We start from the raw sequence: 20432 nt of genomic DNA, 5'->3' as shown, positions 1-20432 counted from the left end.
CGGCAATGGTGGCACTGGCGACGGTCGAAATGCGGCCCGCACTCGCATACCGCCATGGCACCGACGCCACCCGGTCCCTGGGCAGCGCAGCCAACGACACGGACGCGGCACCGGCCCGCGACCTGTGGGCGATGGGAACGCGCCAGACTTTCGCGCGCAATCGGGAGATCTATGCCGAAGGCAATTCCGCCGACCGCGTGTTCAAGGTGGTGTCCGGCGCGGTACGGACCTTCCAGCTGCTGGAGGACGGCCGCCGACAGGTGAATGCCTTCTATCTTCAGGGCGAGATCTTTGGCCTGGAAGCGTCGGAATCCTATCGCTTCTCGGCCGAGGCCATCGTGGCGACGCAGCTGGTCGTGGTGAAGCGGGACGTCCTGCGCCGGCACCTGCTGATCCAGCCGGAGCTGATGGGCGACCTGTGGCGCATGACGGCATCGGAATTGGAGCGCGCGCAGCGCCATTTCGCCCTGCTGGGCCGCAAGAACGCGGTGGAGCGCGTTGCTTCGTTCCTGATCGCGATGTCGGAACGGACCCATGCCGGAGACGATGTCGAGTTGCCGATGAGCCGGCAGGACATCGCCGATTTCCTGGGCCTGACCATCGAGACCGTGTCCCGCACCATGACCCTGCTGGAGGAGCAGCGCCTGATCGAGCTTCCCAGCGCACGCCACGTCGTGATCCGCAATCGCCGTCCGCTGGAGGCGCTCGACGGCTGAGTGTCTGCCTCCCCCAAGCCTCCCGACTTGCCACCCCGCCGGGCCAAGGCCGCGGCGGGGTTTTTTCGCGAGGTTTCTGATGGGGTCCGGGGTGGCGATGTCGCCGTCAGTGCGCCATCAGGACAGGCAGCCTGCTGTGGGTGAGCACGGTGCGCGTGGCGCTGCCCATTATCCATTCCTGAAGCCGCGGTTTGCCATGGGCGCCCATCACCAGCAGGTCGGCACCGATCGCGATCGCCTCATTCAGCAGGCCTTCGCCCGGATCGGGCCAGTGCGGCAGGTGGCGCAGGGTAACAGCCGCGCCATGGCGGTCCAGGTGGCGGGCGAGGTCGGCGCCAGGCTCGCGGCCCAGCATGGCCGACGGGGCCGTGCCTTCCACCAGGGCGACGACGACCTCGCGCGCGGTGCGCAGCAGCGGCATCGCGGCGGCCACGGCATGCGCGGCCTCCCGGCTGTCGCTCCAGGCGATGACGATGCGGGCAGGATCGGCAAGGACGCCATCCTCTGGCACCAGCAGGACGGGGCGACCGGAATCGCGCAGCGCCGCCTCGACCACCTCTGGCCACTGGGCTGGGCCAGCCCTGTTGTAGGGCCGGAGCGCCACGAGGAGATCGGTCACGCGCAACTGGCTGGCGACGACCGCCGGCAGCAGCGAGGCAATGACGTCGAAGCGCCTCAATTCCGCCGGCAGGTCGAGCGCCTGGACCGATCCGGCCAGATTGCGGTGGACCTGGTCGCCTTTCGCGCGGGCGGCATCCTGGGCCGCGGCCAGGACCGCGATCGAACTGCCGAACTCGGCCGTTGCCAGCGGAACCTCGGGCAGTACGTTGAGATATAGGCCGAGCAGATGGGCGCCGTGCCGGCGCGCCAGTCCCTCCGCCGCCGCCAGGCGCACGGCATCCGCCTGGCTGCCGTCAAGATGGACGGCAATATCCTTGTACATCAGCGCACCGCCCTACGATCCAGTCGGCTATCCCAGGGGACTAAGGCTGGTGCCAGGCCCGGCTGCGAACCATGACCTGGATCAATTCCAAAGTGCCAGGGTGGCCGACTGCCGTCGGAGCGGTGCGGATCGCCTACTTCCGGACCCAGCCGCCGCCGGTGTCCTGGTAGAAGGCGCCGGCGGGAAGGCGGCCGATCAGCTGTTCCGCTGTCAGCGCGCCGACGGCGTCGACGCTGGTGCCGTTCTTGGCTGCGATGTCGGCATAGGCGCTGCGGCGCTGGGCATTGATCTGGTCGGCCAGGGCCTTCACGTCCGCGCCGCCGGCGACCACGCCGACGAAGCCGGTGCGCATCTCGCCGATCTGCCCGGCCCGGCGCGCCTCGTCCAGGGTGAGCGCGTGGGCGGGCGCCACCGCCAGGGTGGCCGCGCCGGTCATGCCGGACACGGCCAGGAAGACCGCGAAAGCCAGCCGCTTAAGCATTGCGTGCCTCGATCCTTGTCCAACGGGTCTGCGCGGGGTTGCAGGCAGACGGATGATCGCAAGAAGGGTCATCAGAAGATGTCCTGGCGCTGCTGCAGCAGGTCCTGGACGTCCTTCTCGACCTTGACCCGGATTTCCTGCTCGATCTTGACGTTGAGGTTGATCACGATTGGCTTGTCCGGTGCCTCGACCTTGACCGTGGGATTGCAGGCCGCCGCCGCAATCGCCAGGGCGACGATCCCCACCCGGGCCAGCTTCCCCGCTGGCGGGGCCCCCCAAACGACGCGCGCCATCTTCACTCCTGGTTGCCGAACTGCTGCATCCGCCTGCGGATATCGTCCGGCATGCGATATCCGGCAAGTCCTTCCGTCACGATCTGGTCCAGGCGTCCGCTGAGGTTGAGGTTCAATTCGAACGGATAGCCGTCAAGTACGGCCGGATTGCGGCCGGCGACCGAGAGCGCCAGCACCGCCTCGCCGTCGGTTTCCCTGTTGATGCCCAGGCCCAGCCGGTCATAGCGGAAGTCGCGCAGCGCCCGCACCAGAAGCTGGATGCGCTCATCGTCACCCTGCAGGGCGGCGGGATAGGTCTGCGGCGTGTAGCGCAGCACGCCCGCCTGGCGTGCGGCCAGCCGGCCGTCGGCTATGCGCAGTGCCTTGTCCGCGATATCGACGGGAATTGTGCCGTCCAGAACGCCGTCGCCGCTGAGGCCTTCGACATTGGCGACCTTCAACAGCGCCTCCAGGCTGACGCCAGAAACGGCGAGGGCCAGGCGCTCGGCCTGGACTGGCAGCTCGACGCGGGTTGCAGACAGGCTGACGCGCCCACCGGCCAGGCCTAGCGATGCCGACTGCACCGCGATGGCTCCCGGTACCAGTCGGAAATCGACCACGCCGTCGGTCAGCGGCACGCCCATCGTGACCGCGCCCACGGCCACCTTCTGCCCCGGCGGGGTGGTCGGCGGCAGCAGGCTGTCGAACGCCACCACGGTGTTCATGCGGCTGACGGGAACTTCCGCCGTGGTGAAGGACAGGTCCTCCGCCAGGACGCTGGCCGAGGATGTAGTGCGCCCCGAGGCCCAGCGCAGCGCCGCTTCCGCCGCGACGGTGCCGGAGACATTGGCCACGAGCGGCGCCAGGAGGGGGGACAGCTGGCCCGGCTGCAGTCCACCCTGTTGGAAGGTCAGGCGGGGAGCCTTCGCCTCGGCAAAGCCCTGGGCCTTGTCCAGGTCATGCGCGCCGGCGACGGTTGCAAGCACCAGACCGGCCGGGCCGGTCACCGTGCCGTCGAAGCGCAGCCCTGCGCCCGCCATGTTGAAGTTGCCATCGGCGACCAGCGGGACGGTCCATGGCGTGGTGAGCGCCTTCAGTGTGAAACGCGCTGTCAGCAGCTTGTCGGCGGCGCTGGCCAGGGTCAGACCCAGCCCCGTCCCGTCCACCTTGGGCGCTGCGAGCGCGATGGTGCCGCAACAACCCTCGACATGCAGGCCGAGGCTGGCGCCCGCGGTGATGGAGGCGGCGAGGGTGGGCAGGCCAAGCCGCACGCGCTGGCCGGCCGCCTCCAGCGCCAGGGTCGCGGCATTCACCGTGAAGCCCAGGGCCAGGGCGTCGCCCGGGCCGCGTACCGGCGCCTTCTGCGCCGGCCCCAGGTCAAGGCGTACCGCCTGCGCGCTGCGCGCCTGACTGCCCAGCTCGAGCGCGGCGAAGGCCAGATGGCCGCTGCGTATGGCGATATCCAGGCCGGGCCAGGTCCCGGTAGTGCCCAGGGCCAATTCCAGCCGGGGCGCGCGCCCCCGCAGCGCGCCGGACGTCAGGCGCGTGCCCACGAGCGCCAGGTTCAGTTCCGCCGCGCGCAACGGCACCCCAGCCGGCGCGAGCGCCTGGCCGTCGCCAGCCGCCAGCAGGCCCAGGCCTGCGGGATCGAAGACGATGGTGCCGTCCAGATTGAGGTCCGCCGCTTCGAGCATGGTGCCCGAAAGGGCCAGGCGCGTCGCCTTCGCCTTGCCGGTGACGGGGACGATGCCGGTCTGGAGGGTAGCGGGGTCGGCGCTTGCGGACAGGGTCCCGTCCAGGTCGCGGATGCTGCCGGGAACAGTCAGGCGCGTGAGCCGGAGCTCCCCCTGCCATGGCCCGGCGGCAGCGTAGTTCAGGCTCAGTCCCATTCCGCCCGACAGTGCGCCCAGGCCGGGCAGGAAGCGGGCGAGGCGGGCGACGTCGACCAGTTCCGCGACCACCTCAAGCTTCATTGGCGCGTGGCTGCGGGGATCGATCTCCGCCGCTACCCGAAGCGTGTCGTCCGCGGAGTTCGAGTCGAGGACGACACGCAACGCCGTCTCGTCCATCCTAAGCGAGAGGGAGCCCGCCGCCTCCTCGCCCTGGCCACGCAGCACGAACCGGGCATTGGCATTGGGATAGGTGGCACTGGGGTGGCCGACGCCGTCCAGGTCCAGCTCCAACGGGCCATAGGGCGTGGTGAGCAACAAGCGCGCGCGTTCGAGCTTCACCTCGTCCACGGGGGGCGGACCTGTGGTACCGCTGGCCCGTCCTTCGCCCAAGGCCAGCAGGGGATCGAGCGCGCCCAGGTCGAGGCCATCGGGGCCATAGGCGGCGCGCGCCGTCACGTCGGAAAGGACCAGGCTGCGCAGGCGCGGTTGCGCCAGGTTGGTCAGGTCCAGGGCAGCCTCGATCCGCCCGACCTGCCAGCCGTCCGCGCCGCCCAGTGCGACGCCGGTGACAACGACTCGGCCGGGTGTCACTTCCTCGACATGCAGGGTCACGGCGTCGATCCCCGCCCGCTGCAACGCCTGCACGGCGACGTGTTCCGCCAGCGGCAGGCGATAGATCCAGGCAATCGCCGCCAGCACGGGGACCAGCAGTGCCAACCCGACCAGGCCCCATCCCAGGCGGCGCAGCAGGCGCGGGCGCGGGCCGGGGGGAGGGGGCGAGTCGGCAGGGACAGCGGTCACGCCAGCCAGTATAGCGGACGCCGGCCCTGGTTCCCGGGTCTGGCGGCGGGGCCGGCGAAAAGCCCGCGCCGACGCAGCGTGGTCGCACCACGGCGACAGGTCATGGCACTGTCGGACAACGGGCAGCGGGATTTGCGGACGCTATCGAAGGGAGCCGGGCACAGCACAATGGTGGACTGGGACGACCTCAAGATCGCGCTGGCGATTTCAAGGGCAGGCAGCCTGACCGCCGCGGGTCACGCGCTGGGTGTCAACCAGTCGACGATCAGCCGGCGCCTCGCGGCCCTCGAGGACCGCCTGGGGAGCGCGGTGTTCGAGCGCACGGCGGAGGGGCCGCAAGCGACAGCACTGGGCCGGCGCCTGGTCCTGGCGGCCGAGCGGATGGAAGGCGAGATGGCCGATCTGGCCCGCGCCCTGGACCGCGATGCCGGCGGCCTGGCAGGCCCCGTCCGCCTGCATGCACCACAGATCCTGGCCAGCAACTGGCTGGCGCCGTCTCTGGCGGGACTGATCGGGCAGCACCCCGGCCTGACTCTGGAACTGATCGCAGACGACCGGCCAGCGGTGCTGGCGCGGCGCGATGCGGACGTTGCGCTGAGCTACGGCCTGCCGGAGGAGCCCGACCTGATCGTGCGCAAGCTGGGCGTCGTCAGCTATGGCATCTATGCGGCGTCGACCTACCTCGCCCGGGCCGGTGTTCCGCCGGAGGGCGCGGCCTGGACCGGCCATGCGACGCTGGGCCTGGTCGAGGAACTGTCGACAGGGGTGGAGGTCGAGTACTTCGCGCGCCTGGCGCGGGGCAGTCGGCCCGTGCTTCGGGCCAACGGGGTCGAGCCGCAGCTGGAAGCTGCGCGCGCTGGCCTGGGCGTCGCGTTGCTGCCCTGTTTCGTCGCCGATGCGGTGCCGGGCCTGGTGCGCCTGGGCGAGCCGGCGCAGGCGCCCGGTCGCGAACTATGGGCCGCGATCCACCGCGATCGCCGCCAAGTGCCGCGCGTGCGTGCGGCAATCGACTTCATGGCCGACTTGGCCAAGCGCTGGCGCGGCCGCTTCGCTGGCCGCGGCGCGCCCTGAGCGCCGGCTCAGATCAGGACCAGGCCCAGGCGGCTGGCGCGGGCAACGGCCTCGGTCCGGGTGTGGGCGCCCAGCTTGGAGAAGATCGCGCTGACGTGGAATTTCACCGTGTGGTCGCTGACCCCCAGGCGGCGGGCGATGTGCTTGTTCGACAGGCCCTGCGCCAACAGGCTGGCCACCTCGCGCTCCCGCGGGGTCAGCGGTTCGACCAGGACGTCGTCGTCCTGGCGCTCCGCCCGGTGCGGCGGCGGGGCAAAGCCCGACACCATCAGGCCAAGGGCGACGGCGCGGATCGCCGCGCGGATCTCGTCGGAACCCGCATCGGCCTGCAGCACCGCCGCGGCGCCGGCGGTCCAACCGCGCGCCGCCGACTGCGAATCGGCCGCCAGCAGGATCAGGCGCGGCCCGTCATTGCCGAGACCCTGGAGCAGGTCCAGGGAATCGGTGACCAGGATCGCCGGGTCGGCCTGGTCTTCGGTCAGGCAGGGATCGGCCATGATCGCGTGCAGGACGCGGGTCTGGGCCAGGTTCAGGTGCAGGCGCGTGCCGACGCGCAGGCGATTGCCATCGCACTCCGTGCCGTTCGCGAACTGGATGGTCGTCAGGAGATTCACGGACCCTCACATTCTGGCAGGCGGGCGCGCCCCAACGCCGTTCGCCCATGCGACATCGGTTGGACCCCGCGGCGCAAGTCCCTTGGCGTTGCCAGGAACGCATACCCCGGGTGCGTATCTGCACTACGCGCGGCGCCGCCGAACGGATGTTCCGGAACTGCCGCGCCAGCATCCGGCGCCGCGCCCAGGCCACAGGCCAGCGACACGGCCCCTGGTCGCCATATGGGGTCAGGATGGCCCTGCGACAATCGCTGCGGCCCGCCCGAACGGGCAGGTTCGCACATGCAATCGCCGCGGCGTTGGCGTCGGTGCACTCTTGTGGCGACGGGCACATCGCGCCGCCGCCCTGCAGCGCATGCTGGCCGTTAGGTTGATGGGGGATCCTTCCATGCGGGCAATGGTGCTGGCCATGCTGGTGCTGGCGGTTTCGATGCTGGGCCAGGCGCGCGCCGCGGACGCGCCGGAGGCGGCGGACCGTGCCGCCATTCGGAGCCTGATCGAGGCGCAGATCGCCGCGTTTCGCCGCGACGATGCGGGCGCGGCCTGGGCCGCGGCGTCGCCCGAGATCCAGGAACGCTTCATGACGCCCGAATTCTTCCTGGAGGTGGTCCGCTCGAAATACCCGGCTGTCTATCGGCCAAAGTTGGTTCAGTTCCGCGCTCTTCGCGATGTCGATGGCGCGCTGCGCCAGGACGTCTACATGGTCGGTCCGGACGGCAAGGGCGTCGTCGTCACCTATTCCCTGCAACGCCAGCCCGACGGGACATGGCGCATCAACGGCGTGCAGATCCACGAAGCGCAGGAGGTCGGGGTGTGACCGGTGCCACACATGCTGCTGCTTTGTCAGGGACTTGGCGGGTGCGACTGCGTGCACGGGTGAAATCAGCGGCCCAAGGCCCCATCTCTGGCATTGGTTGAAGAAAGAGCCGAGGCAGGTCGGCCAGGGTCAGGGGCATTTCTTGTCATGCGGAATTGGGTTGTCGCCGGGCTGATCCTGGCTGCCGGTGTCGTCATGGTCGGCACAGATGTTCTGGCGGCGGAGCACGAGCCGCCCGCCGCCCGCCTGGACTATGAGATCACGCGCGACGGTGGCGCCATTGGCCGGCAGGTGTTCACGTTCGACACGGACGGGGCACAGATGTCGGTCCGCCACCAGACCGAGATCGACGTCAGGATCGCCTTCATCCGCGTCTATGCCTATCGCCAGGAGGCGGTGGAGACGTGGCGCGACGGGCGCCTGGTGGCTGTCACTGCGAACACCGACGATGATGGCGACATACGGCGCCTCCAGGTCCGGGCCGATGCCGGTGGCCTGGTGATTGACGGCTCGGCCCACCAGGGCTCCGCCATGGCCGAGGCGCTGCCGAACAGCTACTGGAATGTCGATACGGTGCGCGCGGCGCATCTGATCGACATCGAGGACGGCACCCCCGTGGCCCAGCGCCTGGAATTGGCAGGCGCCGAGATGGTGCAGGCCGCCGGGCAGACCGTGCAGGCGACGCGCTATCGCATGGTCGATGCAGACGGCGCCCTGAAGCGGGAGCTGTGGTACGACTCGCGTGGACTTCTCGTCCGCATCCGCGTCAAGGGGTCCGACGGCTCAATCATCGAATGGGGCCTGAGCGCGCTCGAACCCTGGTCGGATCGCGTCGGCTGAAGGTTCAGTCCTCCGCCGGCCTTGCCCGGCGCAGCGACTCCAGGGCCCGCAGTCGGGCCGCCGCATGGTCGACGATGGGCAGGGGATAGTCCCGGCCCAGCACGATCCCTGCCTGATCCAGGATGGCCCGCGGGGCGGCGTGGGGTGCATGCAGGTGGCGGTCGGGCAGGGCGGCCAGTTCCGGCACCCAGCGCCGCACGTAGCGGCCGTCGCCGTCGAACTTCTGCCCTTGCGTCGTCGGGTTGAAGATGCGGAAGAAGGGGGCGGCATCAACCCCGCAGCCGGCGACCCACTGCCAGTTCATCGCATTCGCCGGCAGGTCGGCATCGACCAGGGTGTCCATGAACCAGTCGGCCCCGGCCTGCCAGCGCACCAGCAGGTCCTTGACCAGGAACGAGGCCACGATCATCCGCACCCGATTGTGCATGAAGCCGGTCGCCCAGAGCTGCCGCATGCCCGCGTCCACGATCGGATAGCCCGTCCGGCCGCGCTGCCAGGCGTGCAGGGCGGCTGCGTCATCGTTCCACTCAATCCGGTCGAAGGCACGATCCTGGCTGTGCGTGGCCAGGCGGGGATCGGCCTCCATCAGGTGATGGGCGAAGTCGCGCCAGCCCAGTTCCGACAGCAGGCGATCGACATGGCGGTCGGCCACGTCCTGACGGCGCGCGGCGTGCCAGACCGCACGGGGCGATATCTCGCCAAAATGCAGATGGGGCGAGAGGCCGCTGGTCCCGGCGTCATCCCCCGGCACATCGCGCCCGCCATCATAGCGCGGCAGGGCATTCTCGAGGAAATTCGCCAGGCGCTTTCGCGCGCCGTCCTCACCTGGTGCCCAGGTGGCGCGCAGCCCGCCGGCCCAGTCGGGCCGCCTGGGCAGCAGGTTCCAGGAGTCGAGTGATTCGCTGCCGGGCACCGTGTCAGGTGCCCGCAGCGCCCGGGGCGCTGGCAGGGGCTCCGCCGGCTGCGGTTCCGTGAGGCACTTGCGCCAGAAGGCGGTGAACACCTTGAACTGCCCGCCGGACCCGGTCCGGATCGTTCCGGGCCTGAACAGCGTGTTGCCGTGGAGGACCGTCGTGGCGATCCCGTCGCGGTCAAGGGCCGAGGCGACATCATCCGCTGCCTTCCTCGCTTTGGGCTCCACACAATGGCTCCAGACCACGCGGCCGGCGCCAACGGTCCGTGCCAAGCGCGGAATGACCTTGGCGGGATCGCCCCGCTGGAGGATGAGCGGGCTGCCCAGGTCGGCGAAGCGCGCAGCGAGCCGTGCCAGGCTGTGATGCAGCCACCAGCGCGAGGCGCCGCCCAGGTCCTCGTCCAATAGGTACACGGGAACGACGATGCCGCCACCCCGCGACGCAGCGACCAGGGCCGGATTGTCGGACACGCGCAGGTCCTGGCGCAGCCACAGGAGGGTGGGCGCGCTGGTTTCGGGCTGGTCCGGCTTCGCCATGAGCGGGGCTTGGGCTGTCAGGGCTTCGGCGCCGTGATCTGAGCGCCCAGGTGCACGCCTGAATCGACCATGATCGTCTCGCCCGTGACCAGCTTCGCGTCCAGCAGGAGGTAGATCGCGGTCTGCGCGATCTCCTCCGGCGTGCCGGCGCGGCGCAGGGGGGAGGTCTGCTCGATGATCGCCTTGGTCATGTCGTAGCGATCCGCGCCCAGGCCTTCGCGCAGCCATTCGCCCTGGATGAAGCCGGGGCAGATCGCGTTGACGCGGATCTGCGGTCCCAGAGCCCGCGCAAGGGCAAGTGTCATTGTATTGAGCGCGCCCTTGGAGGCCAGGTAGGCCACGCTGCTGCCCACCGCCATGATGGCGGCGATGGACGAGACGTTGACGACGGCGGCATCACCCGTCGCGGCCAGTGCCTGACGGGCGGCACGGATCATCTGGAACGGACCGATGACGTTGACGCCGTAGATGCGCTGGAAGTCCTCGGCCGATAGCCCGTCCAGGTCGGCATGCTCGACGAACTTGGTCGTGCCGGCATTGTTGACCAGGTAATCCAGGCGGCCCCATTGCTCGGTCACGGTCGCGACCAGGCGGCGGCAGTCGGCATCCTGGGACACGTCGGCCTGGACCAGCAGCGTCTCCACCCCGGCTGACTCGCAGGCGGCGGCGGTCGCCTTGGCGGCGTCGACGCTCTTCGAATAGTTGATCGCCACGCGGATGCCGCGCTGGGCCAGTTGCCTGGCGATCGCCGCCCCCAGGCCCGTGGCCGACCCGGTGACGATAGCGGTCCGCTTCTGCTCCGACATGCCGATCCTCCCGTATTCGTTGGCGCCAGGATTTCTTGCCCAGCGCTGTGGCGCTACTATCCAGATGGGGTGGCCATACGCCAAGGCCGCGATGGGGGTGGCATGGGGTCGATCACGATGCTCTGGGCAGGTCTGTGCACCCTGCTCATTCTCTTCCTGACCTTTTCGGTGATTCAGCAGCGCATGGCGAGCAAGGTGCTGCTTGGCGCCGGCAACGATCCCATGCTGGAGCGACGCATCCGGGCGCATGGCAACGCGGTCGAGTACATCCCGCTAGGCCTTGTCCTGCTGTTCCTGATCGAAGCCGCCGGCTGGCCCGGCTGGTCCGTCCACGCGCTGGGGGCCGCCCTGTTCCTGGGCCGCACCGCGCATGGCCTGGGGCTGATGGCCAATGGCGGGGAATCGCCAGGCCGTTTCCTGGGCATGGTGGTGACGCTTGGCTACTTCACGGTGGCAGCCGTGCTGTGCCTGATTACGGCCATCCAGGCGCTATAGGCGCGCGGCAGGGCCTGTGTCATGTGGGGCGTCGTCGTCCTGGCCATCGTCGGCGGGCTTGCGCTGTTCGGGGCGATCTTTGCCGCGGTGTTCCGCATCACCCGACCGCTGGCCGACGCCGGCCGCGACTTCGTCACCGCCCTGTCGCGCGAGCCGGTGGAGACAGTCTGGTCGGGACGCACCACCGCGCGCTTCCGCGCCGATGTGCCCTGGTCCGAATTCGCCGAAGTCGTGGCCCGCTTCGCCCTGGACCGGTCCAGTGGAGCATTCTGGAACAAGCGCGCGCTGAAGCCGGGACGTGGCCGTCTTCGCGGGAGCATCGCCACGCCGCAGGGCCGCGTCCGGGCCGAGGTCGACCTGGTGAAGGTGGACGGCGTCTGGCTCGTCGACCGGCTGAACCTGACGCCGCCGCGCTGAGGCGTCGGCGTCAGTTTGAGCGCGCGGCGCCCGCTGCGTGAGGCTTGCTGAAGCAAGAGCGCGCCGGCCGGGCTTAGACTGCCGCGATGGTCGCGCCAATGTGGGAGAGCGGATTGGGTCCCAATGTCGAACCGGTCACCCCGGACAGCGAAGTGCCAGCGCAGGCCGAGGTCGTCATCATCGGCGGCGGCATCATCGGCACCACCACAGCGCTGTTCCTGGCCCAGAAGGGCATCCCGGTCGTGCTTTGCGAAAAAGGGCACATCGCCGGCGAGCAGTCGAGCCGCAACTGGGGCTGGTGCCGGCGCATGGGGCGTGATCCGCGCGAGCTGGAACTCTCGGTCGAGGCGCTGAACCTGTGGTCGCAGATGCACCAGATGGTGGGGGAGGATGTCGGATTCCGGAACACAGGCATCATGTACCTGTGCCCGGACGAGGCCTCAGTCGAGAAGCGCCTGGCCTGGATCGCCATGGCCGGGGAGTACGCGCTGGACACGCGGATGGTGCGCGGGCGGGAGCTTGAGGACCTGTTGCCGGGGGCTGCCCGACCCTGGGCCGGCGCGCTCTACACCGCCTCGGACGCACGGGCCGAGCCCCAGAAGGCGGCGCCCGCGATTGCGCGGGCGGCGCAGCGCCTGGGCGCCACGATCCTGACCGACTGCGCGGTCCGTTCGCTTGATATCGCCGCCGGCCGGGTTGCCGGCGTCATCACCGAACGCGGGCGGATTGCCTGCGGCACCGTCGTCCTGGCGGGTGGCGCATGGTCGGAGGCGTTCTGCTTCAATCACGGTGTACGCCTGCCGCAATTGCTGGTGCGCTCGTCCGTGCTGCGTACCGCGCCACTGGACGGCGTGCCGGAGATTGCCTGCTGGGCGCCGGGCTTTGCCTTCCGCAAGCGCGCGGACGGCGGCTACACGATCGCCAATGGCGGCATCATCCGCCACGAGATCGTGCCCAAGAGCTTCCGCTACCTGCGCGACTACCTGCCAGTCCTGCGGCAGAGCCCAAAGGACGTGGAGCCGCGCATAACGGCCGGCTTCCTCCAGGAATGGCGCTGGAAGCGCACCTGGAGCGGCAGCGACGTCACCCCGTTCGAGGAGGTCCGTACCCTGGATCCGGCGCCTGTCGATCGCCACCTGGACCAGGCGACCGAGGACCTGTTCGACCGTTTCCCGGCCTTCCGCCACATGAAGGTCGAGCAGCGCTGGGCCGGCATGATCGACACCACGCCCGACGCCGTCCCCGTCATCTCCCCGGTGGAGGGCCTGTCCGGCTTCATCGTGGCCACTGGCTTTTCGGGCCATGGCTTCGGCATCGGGCCGGGGGCGGGGGCCCTGATTACCGACATGATCACCGGTGAGCGCCCGCGCGTCGATCCGACGCCCTATCGCCACAGCCGGTTCACCGACGGCAGCGTGGCCAATCCGATCGCCGGCCTTTAGTCAGCTCCGCGGTCAGCCTCGCCCGCGATAGGAGGGGACGCCCGGATCAGGCAGCCAGATCTCACCAGGCGGCGTCCCGGACTGCCAGAAAACGTCGATCGGCATGCCGCCGCGTGGATACCAGTACCCACCGATGCGCAACCAGTGCGGTGCCAGCTCGGCGACAAGGCGCAGGCCGATCCCGACGGTGCAGTCTTCGTGAAACGCACCGTGATTGCGGAACGATCCCAGGTAGAGCTTCAATGACTTCGACTCGACCAGCCATTGATCGGGTACGTAGTCGATGACCAGGTGCGCAAAGTCCGGCTGACCGGTGATGGGACACAGGGAGGTGAATTCGGGCGCCGCGAAGCGCACGACATACCGTGTCCGGGGATAGGTGTTCGGAACGCGTTCCAGGTGCGCTGCCTGGGGCGAGGTGGGCAGGCCGACATTGCGGCCAAGCTGGGTCAGGCCATCCGATCCGGCTCGTGGTGGATGCGGGTTTTCGGGCTGCGGGCGATCGCTCATCGCGCATGATAGCGCCCCTGTGGAGTTGGAGGGCGCGACATGACGACGGGCAGCGGAAAGCGTGCGGGCCAGGGGCGCATCCGTGCCGGCATTGGCGGCTGGACCTTCGAGCCCTGGCGCGGGGTCTTCTATCCGCCGGGCCTGAAGCACAAGGACGAACTGGCCCATGCCAGCCGCCACGTCACGGCGATCGAGGTCAATGGCACGTTCTATCGCAACCAGACGCCGGCGACGTTCCGGTCCTGGGCGGAGCAGGTGCCTGACGACTTCGTATTCGCGCTGAAGGCCCCGCGCTTCGCCGTGAACCGCAAGGACCTGGGCGGCGCGGGCGAGTCCATCGCGCGCTTCGTCGACTCTGGCATCGTGGAATTAGGCGACAGGTTGGGTCCGATCCTGTGGCAGTTCGCCGATACCAAGGTCTTCAACCCGGACGAGATCGAGGCATTCTGCGCCCTGCTTCCGCGGGAGGTCCAGGGTCGGGCGCTGCGCCACGTACTGGAGCCGAGACATGCAAGCTTTGCCGTCCCAGCCATGCCGATGCTGCTGCGGCGCCTGGACGTGTCGCTGGTGATCGCCGACACGCGCAAGTACGCGGCCTTTTCCGACGTGACGGCGGACCCCGTCTATCTCCGCCTGCAGGACGCGCAGGAGAACGTCGCGAGCGGCTATGACACCCAGGCGCTGCATCGGTTCGCCGGGCGGGCGCGGACCTGGGCTGCAGGCGGGGTGCCGGACGATCTTGACCTGCTGGCGCCTGCGCCGCAGCGGACGCCCCGCGATGTCTTCGTGTTCTTCATCAACGGGGCCAAGGTCCGGGCCCCCGCGGCTGCCCAGGCCTTCCTGAACAGTCTCTGAGGCGTTGGTTTCAGACCAGGATGTCGATCACCCGGCCCAACGGCCCCGCCTTGGGCAGCGCGTAACCGGGATCGACACGTGGCGGCGCCGCGGCGGGCAGGGCCGCCGCTGCGGGCTTGGGCCGGGCGGCGTTGCGCGGGCCGATGGATTCGATTGCCGCGACCACGGCCTTGCTCGGGGAAACCACGCTGCCTCCAACGCGTCCCCGGATGATATGCTTAACAAATCCTTAACGGCAATTGGGTCAGATGCTTAGCGCACCTTTCGCCCTTTGAGGTTTAACACGAAATCCCGCATTGCGGGATCGCCCCGTGGCGGCGGCGCCACTATCGGATGAATGGTGCGGACGGATGTGCGCGCGGGTAGTCGCGCATGTACTGGAAGAAGCGGGCCAGCGTTCGGTCGCTCTTCGTCAGGTGCGCCGGCGCGAAGCGGATCGTCCGCATGATGGGCCAGTCTTCCATCACGATCTGCGTCTCAAGCTCGGAGATGAAGTCCAGGAATTGGCCGACAGCCTCGGGCGGCCCCATGTCGCGTCGCGCCGCCACGACCATGTAGACCACCGTCTCGCCCGGGCTGGGCATGCCGAAGGGCGCCAGGAAGCCGAACCACTGCCCATTGAACAGGGTGTGCTGGTAGTAGAGGCTGGTGCCGACGATTCCGACGCGGTTGTCGATCGGCTCCCCCTGCTTGTGATAGCCGGTGAAGTTGTAATACATCGAATGGGGTGTCCATTCGACCTCGTCATGCGGGTCTTCCTGAGCGAACCGGATGCCGTGCAGCGCCTTGATGTGCTGGATGTCGGGTGTATTGGCGCAGACGATCCAGGGGTCGACCGGCAACGACCCGTCGATGCGGAAGGTACGGAACTCCAGGTCCGCATGTGGAACCGGGAAGTCGGGCAGCTCGTAGTGCGGCTCCGTCCCGTTGAAGGCCCAGATGAGGCCGTACTTCTCGATCGTCGGAAACACGAACAGGCAAGCGCGCGGTGGCGGCGGGTCACCGATCAGGGTCGCGACGCAGGCCCCCGTGGCGTCGTAGCGCCAGTGATGGAAGGCGCAGCGGACGGTATCGTCCACTACCTCGCCCACTGCGAGGTCGGCACCCAGGTGAGGACAATAGGCGCTCATCACGGTTGCCTTGCCCGCCGCGGTGCGGAACACGACGACGCGCCCGTCGAGGAAGCCGAAGCCCTTGACCTGGGCCGCGGCCACCTCCTCCGCCAGGCAGACGGGCCACCAGGACTGGGTAAAGACGCCGTTCTCCCCCTCCGCCGGCAGGGGACGAGCGCTCTCGCGGCCGCGCCGCTCGGCGACGGGGAGAGTGCGCGGGGTACCGGCGACGGCGCTCATGACGGCTCCTCCATGGGGGGTCCGTCATGGGGCGATTGCGGACCTCTGCTCCGCGTGAAGCTTCCTGGTGCCGTCAGAGGTCCGTCAAGCGCTTTGTGAACGTTGTTCGACTACTCCGCCGCAGCGGCGTCGCCACCGTCCAGCCGGTCGAGTTCAGCCATCACCTGGTCGGTATGCTCACCGATTCGGGGCGGCTCCAGGCGCACCTCGCACGGGGTGCGTGCAAACTTGATGGGCGGCCGCATGGAGCGCCAGGTGCCCTCGCCGGGCAGGTCGCGCCGCTCGAAGAAGTCGACCGCCTTGAGATGCGGATCGTCGAGCAGGGTCGCCAGCGTGTTGGCGCGCATCACGGGGATGCCGTGCTCGGCACAGACGGCCATCCAGTCCTCGGTCGTGCGGCTGAGCGCCGCTTGCCGCATGGCGTCGTAGTACAGGCGCACGCGTGCCTTGCTGTCCGGTGCCGCCTTGAACGCCTCGCTTGTGTAGAAGCCGGGCACGCCGCCCAGTTCCAGGAAGCGCGCCGACTGGTCCTGCGACGCCGGCAGCACCGAGAGGAAACCGTCGCGGGTCGGGTAGGGCTTGCGGTCGGGGGTCAGCATCTGAGTGAAGCCGATGCGCCCGGTCGGCGGGTCGTAGGTGTGGCCGTAGAGGTGTTCGCTCATCAGGAAGCTGGTGAAGCTCTCCAGCATTGGCACTTCCACGAACTGGCCCTCTCCCGTGCGGGCCTTGTGGTTGAGGGCTGCCAGCATCGCGATCGTGCCATAGAGGCCGCTGACCTTGTCCGCGACGGCCGAGGGCAGCAGGCGCAGTTCGGGATTGCCATCCAGTTGCGGCAGCAGGTCGGCGGCACCGCTGGCCGCCTGGATCAGGTCGTCAAACGCCTGTCGCTTGGCATAGGGGCCGTCGGAGCCATAGCCCCGGCAGGCGACATAGATGATGTCGGGCTTCACCTTCGCTACGTCGTCATAGGCAAAACCCAGCTTCTCCACCGTCTCCATCCGCATGTTGTGGATGAACAGGTCGGCGGAGCGGATCAGGCGGCGCAGCGCGCGCTTGCCGGCCTCGCTCTTGAGGTCGAGGGCCACCGAGCGCTTGTTGCGGTTGTAGCCCATGTAGACGGGGCCCATGTCGCCCGACTTTGGGGCCTTGCCGCCCTTGCGCTGACGGTCGCCGCCCGGTTCCTCGACCTTGATCACGTCAGCGCCCAGGTCCCCCAGGTTCTGCGTCGCATAGGGGCCGAAGATGAACTGCGTCAGGTCGATGATGCGGACCCCCGCCATGGGGCCCTTTGCCTGTTGCGTCATGGTCGAGAGCCTCCGTCCCTTCGTTCTTCGTCCGATCTCTAGGTGTTGCGGCCCCCGCGCGCAAGCATAGTCTACCCGCCGGTCGAAGACGCAGGGGCGACCTGCTAGCCTGCACCACCAAGAACACAGGCGAGGATTCGATGGGCCAGGCCATACCCCAGACGGGCGCGTTCAAGGAAAAGACGCTCTTCATGACCGGCGGCTCCCGCGGGATCGGCCTTGCCATTGCGCTGCGGGTAGCGCGCGATGGCGGCAATGTCGCGATCGCGGCCAAGACCGCAGCGCCGCACAAGCACCTGCCGGGGACGATCTACACGGCGGCCGAGGAGATCGAGAAGGCGGGCGGACGCGCCCTGCCACTGGTCGTCGACGTGCGCAACGACGCCCAGGTCTTCGAGGCGGTGGAGAAGACGGTCGAGGCCTTTGGCGGCATCGACATCTGCCTCAACAACGCCTCGGCGATCAGCCTGACCGGCACGCTCGAGACGGACATGAAGAAGTACGACCTGATGCACCAGATCACGGCGCGTGGGGCATTCCTGACGTCCAAGGCCTGCATTCCCCACTTGAAGCGGGCGCCCAATCCGCATGTGCTGAACATGTCGCCGCCGCTGGCCATGCCGGTAAAGTGGCTGGGCAGGCATGTCGCCTATACCTCGGCCAAGCTGGTCATGGCGATGTGCACGGCCGGCATGGCCGAGGAATTCCGCGACGACGGCATCGCCTTCAATTCGCTGTGGCCGCGCACGGGGATCGCCACCGCTGCGATCGAATTTGCCGTCTCTGGACAGGAGGGGCTGCGCGGCTGCCGCACCGTGGACATCATGGCGGATGCGGCGCATGTGATCCTGATGAAGGAAGCGCGCACGTTCAGCGGCAACTTCCTGATCGATGACCAGGTGCTCTACGACGCCGGGATCCGCGACTTTGACCAGTACCGCGTCGACCCGACCCACGACCTGGGTGGCGGCGACTACATGATCCCGGACACGATGCCGCTGCCGCCGGGCGTCAGCCTGAAGGCTGTTCGCTGATGCCTCAATGCGGCAGGCCGAGGGAGGCCGCGGCGCCCACCAGGACGCGCTGCAGGCGCTCCGCCCATTCGGCCTGCCCATCCGCCCCGGCGATCAGGTCCTGCCGGATCTCGATCTCCACATGGGGCAGGGCGCGGCGCTCGCCATGGACGGGCACCGTGTAGTCCGTGGCGTCGCTGACGGCATAGGGCTCGTTGTCGCCGACGACCAGCCCCGGCTCGGCCCGTAGTCCGGCCAGCACCGCGTGGGGCAGCGCCGGCATGCGGTTGTAGAGGACGCCCGCATGCCAGGCGCGCGCCACGCCCTTGAAGACTGGCGTGAAGCTGTGCACGGCGACCAGGATCGTCGGCCGTCCGGCCGCCTGCCGCTGGTCCAGTTCGGCGGCGATCCGGTTGTGATAGGGCTCGAAGACCTCGACGATGCGGGCGGCGCGCTCGTCCGGCACCAGCCCGACATTGCCCGGCACTTCGGTCAGTTCGCTGATCGTGGCGATTGAACTGGGCACCGCGGGATCGCGATTGGCGTCGATGACCAGCCGTGAATAGGTGGAGAGTATGGCGAAGGCATCAAGGCCCGCGGCCAGGCGCCGGGTGACTCCGGCGGCGCCGATGTCCCAACCGATATGGCGATCCAGTTCCGCCTGCGGCAGTCCCAGCGTGCCCAGGCGGCGCGGCACGACCTTCCCTGCATGGTCGCAGGTCAGGACGAAGGGCGAGGTCCCGGCCGCCCGCTCGACACTGTAGGGAGCCGGGTCGTCAGGGCCCAGCAGGCGGGCCAGGCGGGTAATCGGGGCTTGCGGCTTGACCGGGACACTCATCCGCGACCTATCCTTGGCTGCAATTGGGCACCCGGCCCAGGAGGACAAGGGTTCATGCCTCAGGCCAAGGCGGGGCCGCGCCCGCGCGACACCGGCTTGAGCCGGAACCGACCCGTTGATCCCGCCAGGACGGCGCTGCTGATCATCGACGTTCAGAACCTGACCTATAACCCCGGCCAGCGCATCAGCCATCCGGAATTCTATGAACGGGCCCGCGACGTTGTCATCCCGGCCCTGCGTCACCTGGTCCATGACTGCCGTCTGCAGGGGGTGGAGGTCGTCTACACGGTGATCGAGAACGCAACCGAGGACGGTCGCGACCGAAGCCTGGATTACAAGCTGTCGAACGTCTTTGTCGCGCGCGGCTCGGCGGAAGCGCATGTGATCGATGCGCTGCGCCCGGCCCGCGACGAACTGGTGATCCCAAAGACTTCATCGAGCCTGTTCAACTCCACCAACATCGAATACCTGCTGCGCAACATCGGGATCACGGACTTGGTCGTGACCGGTTTCATGACCGACCAATGTGTCGACCATACGATCCGCGATGCCGCGGACCGGGGGTTCTTCGTCACCTGCCTGACCGATGCCTGCATGGCCGGGACCCAGGCCCGTCACGAGGGCGCGCTGGCCGGGCTTGGCAGCTATTGCCGCCTGCTCCGCGCCGCGGAGTGGCTGGCGCTTCAGCGGGCCAGAGATTCGGCCGACTGATCTTTTCCAGGCTCGCGCGCGCTGCCGCGGACTATGCTGAGTGGGTCGGGCCGGTGGAATCGGCGCCGGCATACCGACATGCCAGGGGGATTTGTCATGGCCCGACCGGGTTTCGATCCGCTCCAATTGCGTCGGGACAAGCGCCTGGACCCTGCGGTGACCGCCGTCCTGGTGGTCGACGTCCAGAATGCAGAGATTGCCGAGCACTACCGCACTGACAAGCCGGATTACCAGCGTGCAATCCATGAGCGTGCCCTGCCCGCCATGGCGCGTCTTCTGGCCGGCGCACGGCAGCGCGGCTGCGAGGTCATCTATACGGTGATCGAATCACTAACGCGCGATGGTCGCGACCGATCCTTGGATCACAAGCTTTCCGGTATCCATGTGGCACCGCGATCGCATGAGGCGCAGGTGATTGCCAGCGTCGCGCCTGTGGGTGACGAAATCGTGCTTCCCAAGACGTCATCCGGCGTCTTCAATTCGACTAGTCTCGACTATCTGTTGCGGAACCTTGGGGTGGAGAACGTCATTGTTGTGGGATTCCTGACTGATCAGTGTGTGGACATGGCAGTGCGGGACGGCGCGGATCGGGGCTACTACATGGTCTGTGCCGAGGACGCCTGCGCCACCCACAGCGCTGCCCGCCATGCAGCCGCCTTGAAGGCGTTCGGTGGCTATTGCCTGATCCAGACGGTGGACGAGGTCCTGGCAGCATTCACGGATTAGAAAGGCAGCACGGCGATTGTCGATTGACGAATCCGGGCAACAGCCACGCGGCTGGATCCCGATGCA

At 68.5% G+C, this 20432-nt stretch carries 23 protein-coding genes; 11 read left to right on the top strand and 12 right to left on the bottom strand.

Annotation, left to right across the window (positions count from 1 at the left end; translation table 11 throughout):
- Positions 1-5 precede the first annotated feature (5 nt).
- On the top strand, positions 6-716 hold the full coding sequence (locus ACI6GS_RS19080; protein ID WP_439815050.1) for a helix-turn-helix domain-containing protein: 711 nt from the start codon (positions 6-8) through the stop codon (positions 714-716).
- A 106-nt stretch (positions 717-822) separates the two neighbouring features.
- On the opposite strand, the gene ACI6GS_RS19075 is transcribed toward ACI6GS_RS19080, so the two are convergent.
- From ACI6GS_RS19075 to ACI6GS_RS19060, 4 genes are all read right to left on the bottom strand, one after another.
- Positions 823-1659: a universal stress protein gene (locus tag ACI6GS_RS19075; RefSeq protein WP_439815049.1), complete on the bottom strand. Its 837-nt coding sequence runs from the start codon at positions 1657-1659 to the stop codon at positions 823-825.
- Between the two features lie 133 nt (positions 1660-1792).
- Positions 1793-2140, bottom strand: a complete 348-nt coding sequence (locus ACI6GS_RS19070; protein WP_439815048.1) for a YdbL family protein — start codon at positions 2138-2140, stop codon at positions 1793-1795.
- A 71-nt stretch (positions 2141-2211) separates the two neighbouring features.
- The gene (locus ACI6GS_RS19065; RefSeq protein ID WP_439815047.1) at positions 2212-2433 is read right to left on the bottom strand and encodes a YnbE family lipoprotein; all 222 of its coding nucleotides are present in this window, start codon (positions 2431-2433) and stop codon (positions 2212-2214) included.
- A 2-nt stretch (positions 2434-2435) separates the two neighbouring features.
- Positions 2436-5105, bottom strand: a complete 2670-nt coding sequence (locus ACI6GS_RS19060) for an intermembrane phospholipid transport protein YdbH family protein (protein WP_439815046.1) — start codon at positions 5103-5105, stop codon at positions 2436-2438.
- Positions 5106-5273: 168 nt separating this feature from the next.
- On the opposite strand from ACI6GS_RS19060, the gene ACI6GS_RS19055 reads away from it, so the two are divergent.
- A complete protein-coding gene (locus ACI6GS_RS19055; RefSeq protein WP_439815045.1) occupies positions 5274-6176 on the top strand; it encodes a LysR family transcriptional regulator in 903 nt (300 codons plus the stop codon).
- Between the two features lie 8 nt (positions 6177-6184).
- Here the strand turns inward: ACI6GS_RS19055 and ACI6GS_RS19050 are convergent, their stop codons facing one another.
- Positions 6185-6790, bottom strand: coding sequence for a helix-turn-helix domain-containing protein (locus ACI6GS_RS19050; protein WP_439815044.1), 606 nt, complete (start codon positions 6788-6790; stop codon positions 6185-6187).
- Between the two features lie 388 nt (positions 6791-7178).
- Here ACI6GS_RS19050 and ACI6GS_RS19045 point away from each other — a divergent pair, with 388 nt between their 5' ends.
- Both ACI6GS_RS19045 and ACI6GS_RS19040 read left to right on the top strand, forming a co-directional pair.
- Positions 7179-7607, top strand: a complete 429-nt coding sequence (locus ACI6GS_RS19045; RefSeq protein ID WP_439815043.1) for a DUF4864 domain-containing protein — start codon at positions 7179-7181, stop codon at positions 7605-7607.
- Positions 7608-7754: 147 nt separating this feature from the next.
- Positions 7755-8447, top strand: a complete 693-nt coding sequence (locus ACI6GS_RS19040) for a DUF6134 family protein (protein ID WP_439815042.1) — start codon at positions 7755-7757, stop codon at positions 8445-8447.
- 4 nt (positions 8448-8451) lie between these two features.
- Here ACI6GS_RS19040 and ACI6GS_RS19035 read toward each other — a convergent pair whose 3' ends face one another.
- Both ACI6GS_RS19035 and ACI6GS_RS19030 read right to left on the bottom strand, forming a co-directional pair.
- Complete coding sequence (locus ACI6GS_RS19035; protein ID WP_439815041.1) at positions 8452-9897, bottom strand: cryptochrome/photolyase family protein; 1446 nt, start codon at positions 9895-9897, stop codon at positions 8452-8454.
- 17 nt (positions 9898-9914) lie between these two features.
- Entirely contained in the window at positions 9915-10703 is a 789-nt protein-coding gene (locus tag ACI6GS_RS19030; protein WP_439815040.1) for an SDR family NAD(P)-dependent oxidoreductase, read from the bottom strand.
- A gap of 102 nt (positions 10704-10805) precedes the next feature.
- On the opposite strand from ACI6GS_RS19030, the gene ACI6GS_RS19025 reads away from it, so the two are divergent.
- The 3 genes from ACI6GS_RS19025 (at position 10806) to ACI6GS_RS19015 (ending at position 13057) form a co-directional block, all read left to right on the top strand.
- Positions 10806-11198: an MAPEG family protein gene (locus ACI6GS_RS19025; RefSeq protein WP_439815039.1), complete on the top strand. Its 393-nt coding sequence runs from the start codon at positions 10806-10808 to the stop codon at positions 11196-11198.
- A gap of 21 nt (positions 11199-11219) precedes the next feature.
- Positions 11220-11615, top strand: coding sequence for a hypothetical protein (locus ACI6GS_RS19020; protein ID WP_439815038.1), 396 nt, complete (start codon positions 11220-11222; stop codon positions 11613-11615).
- Positions 11616-11701: 86 nt separating this feature from the next.
- Complete coding sequence (locus ACI6GS_RS19015) at positions 11702-13057, top strand: NAD(P)/FAD-dependent oxidoreductase (RefSeq protein WP_439815037.1); 1356 nt, start codon at positions 11702-11704, stop codon at positions 13055-13057.
- A gap of 12 nt (positions 13058-13069) precedes the next feature.
- Here the strand turns inward: ACI6GS_RS19015 and queF are convergent, their stop codons facing one another.
- Positions 13070-13567 carry a preQ(1) synthase gene (gene queF / locus ACI6GS_RS19010; RefSeq protein ID WP_439815036.1) on the bottom strand — a complete coding sequence of 166 codons (498 nt, stop codon included), beginning with the start codon at positions 13565-13567 and terminating at the stop codon, positions 13070-13072.
- Positions 13568-13606: 39 nt separating this feature from the next.
- On the opposite strand from queF, the gene ACI6GS_RS19005 reads away from it, so the two are divergent.
- Positions 13607-14422 (top strand): DUF72 domain-containing protein, encoded by an 816-nt coding sequence (locus tag ACI6GS_RS19005; RefSeq protein WP_439815035.1) that lies wholly within the window; start codon positions 13607-13609, stop codon positions 14420-14422.
- 10 nt (positions 14423-14432) lie between these two features.
- Here the strand turns inward: ACI6GS_RS19005 and ACI6GS_RS19000 are convergent, their stop codons facing one another.
- The 3 genes from ACI6GS_RS19000 to ACI6GS_RS18990 form a co-directional block, all read right to left on the bottom strand.
- Positions 14433-14609: a hypothetical protein gene (locus ACI6GS_RS19000; RefSeq protein ID WP_439815034.1), complete on the bottom strand. Its 177-nt coding sequence runs from the start codon at positions 14607-14609 to the stop codon at positions 14433-14435.
- A gap of 139 nt (positions 14610-14748) precedes the next feature.
- Complete coding sequence (locus tag ACI6GS_RS18995) at positions 14749-15774, bottom strand: Rieske 2Fe-2S domain-containing protein (protein ID WP_439815033.1); 1026 nt, start codon at positions 15772-15774, stop codon at positions 14749-14751.
- A 110-nt stretch (positions 15775-15884) separates the two neighbouring features.
- Positions 15885-17078 (bottom strand): CaiB/BaiF CoA transferase family protein, encoded by a 1194-nt coding sequence (locus ACI6GS_RS18990; protein WP_439815032.1) that lies wholly within the window; start codon positions 17076-17078, stop codon positions 15885-15887.
- Between the two features lie 140 nt (positions 17079-17218).
- On the opposite strand from ACI6GS_RS18990, the gene ACI6GS_RS18985 reads away from it, so the two are divergent.
- The gene (locus tag ACI6GS_RS18985; RefSeq protein WP_439815031.1) at positions 17219-18112 is read left to right on the top strand and encodes an SDR family oxidoreductase; all 894 of its coding nucleotides are present in this window, start codon (positions 17219-17221) and stop codon (positions 18110-18112) included.
- A gap of 4 nt (positions 18113-18116) precedes the next feature.
- Here ACI6GS_RS18985 and ACI6GS_RS18980 read toward each other — a convergent pair whose 3' ends face one another.
- Complete coding sequence (locus tag ACI6GS_RS18980; RefSeq protein ID WP_439815030.1) at positions 18117-18929, bottom strand: N-formylglutamate amidohydrolase; 813 nt, start codon at positions 18927-18929, stop codon at positions 18117-18119.
- Positions 18930-18983: 54 nt separating this feature from the next.
- Between ACI6GS_RS18980 and ACI6GS_RS18975 the strand changes: the two genes are divergently transcribed.
- Entirely contained in the window at positions 18984-19640 is a 657-nt protein-coding gene (locus ACI6GS_RS18975; RefSeq protein ID WP_439815029.1) for a cysteine hydrolase family protein, read from the top strand.
- Positions 19641-19736: 96 nt separating this feature from the next.
- Entirely contained in the window at positions 19737-20366 is a 630-nt protein-coding gene (locus ACI6GS_RS18970; RefSeq protein ID WP_439815028.1) for an isochorismatase family cysteine hydrolase, read from the top strand.
- Positions 20367-20432 lie beyond the last annotated feature (66 nt).

It is taken from the genome of Zavarzinia sp. CC-PAN008 (assembly GCF_051903925.1).
GTDB lineage: Bacteria > Pseudomonadota > Alphaproteobacteria > Zavarziniales > Zavarziniaceae.
Note: the sequence above shows the minus strand (reverse complement) of the source record. Positions and strands in the feature narration are given on the sequence as shown.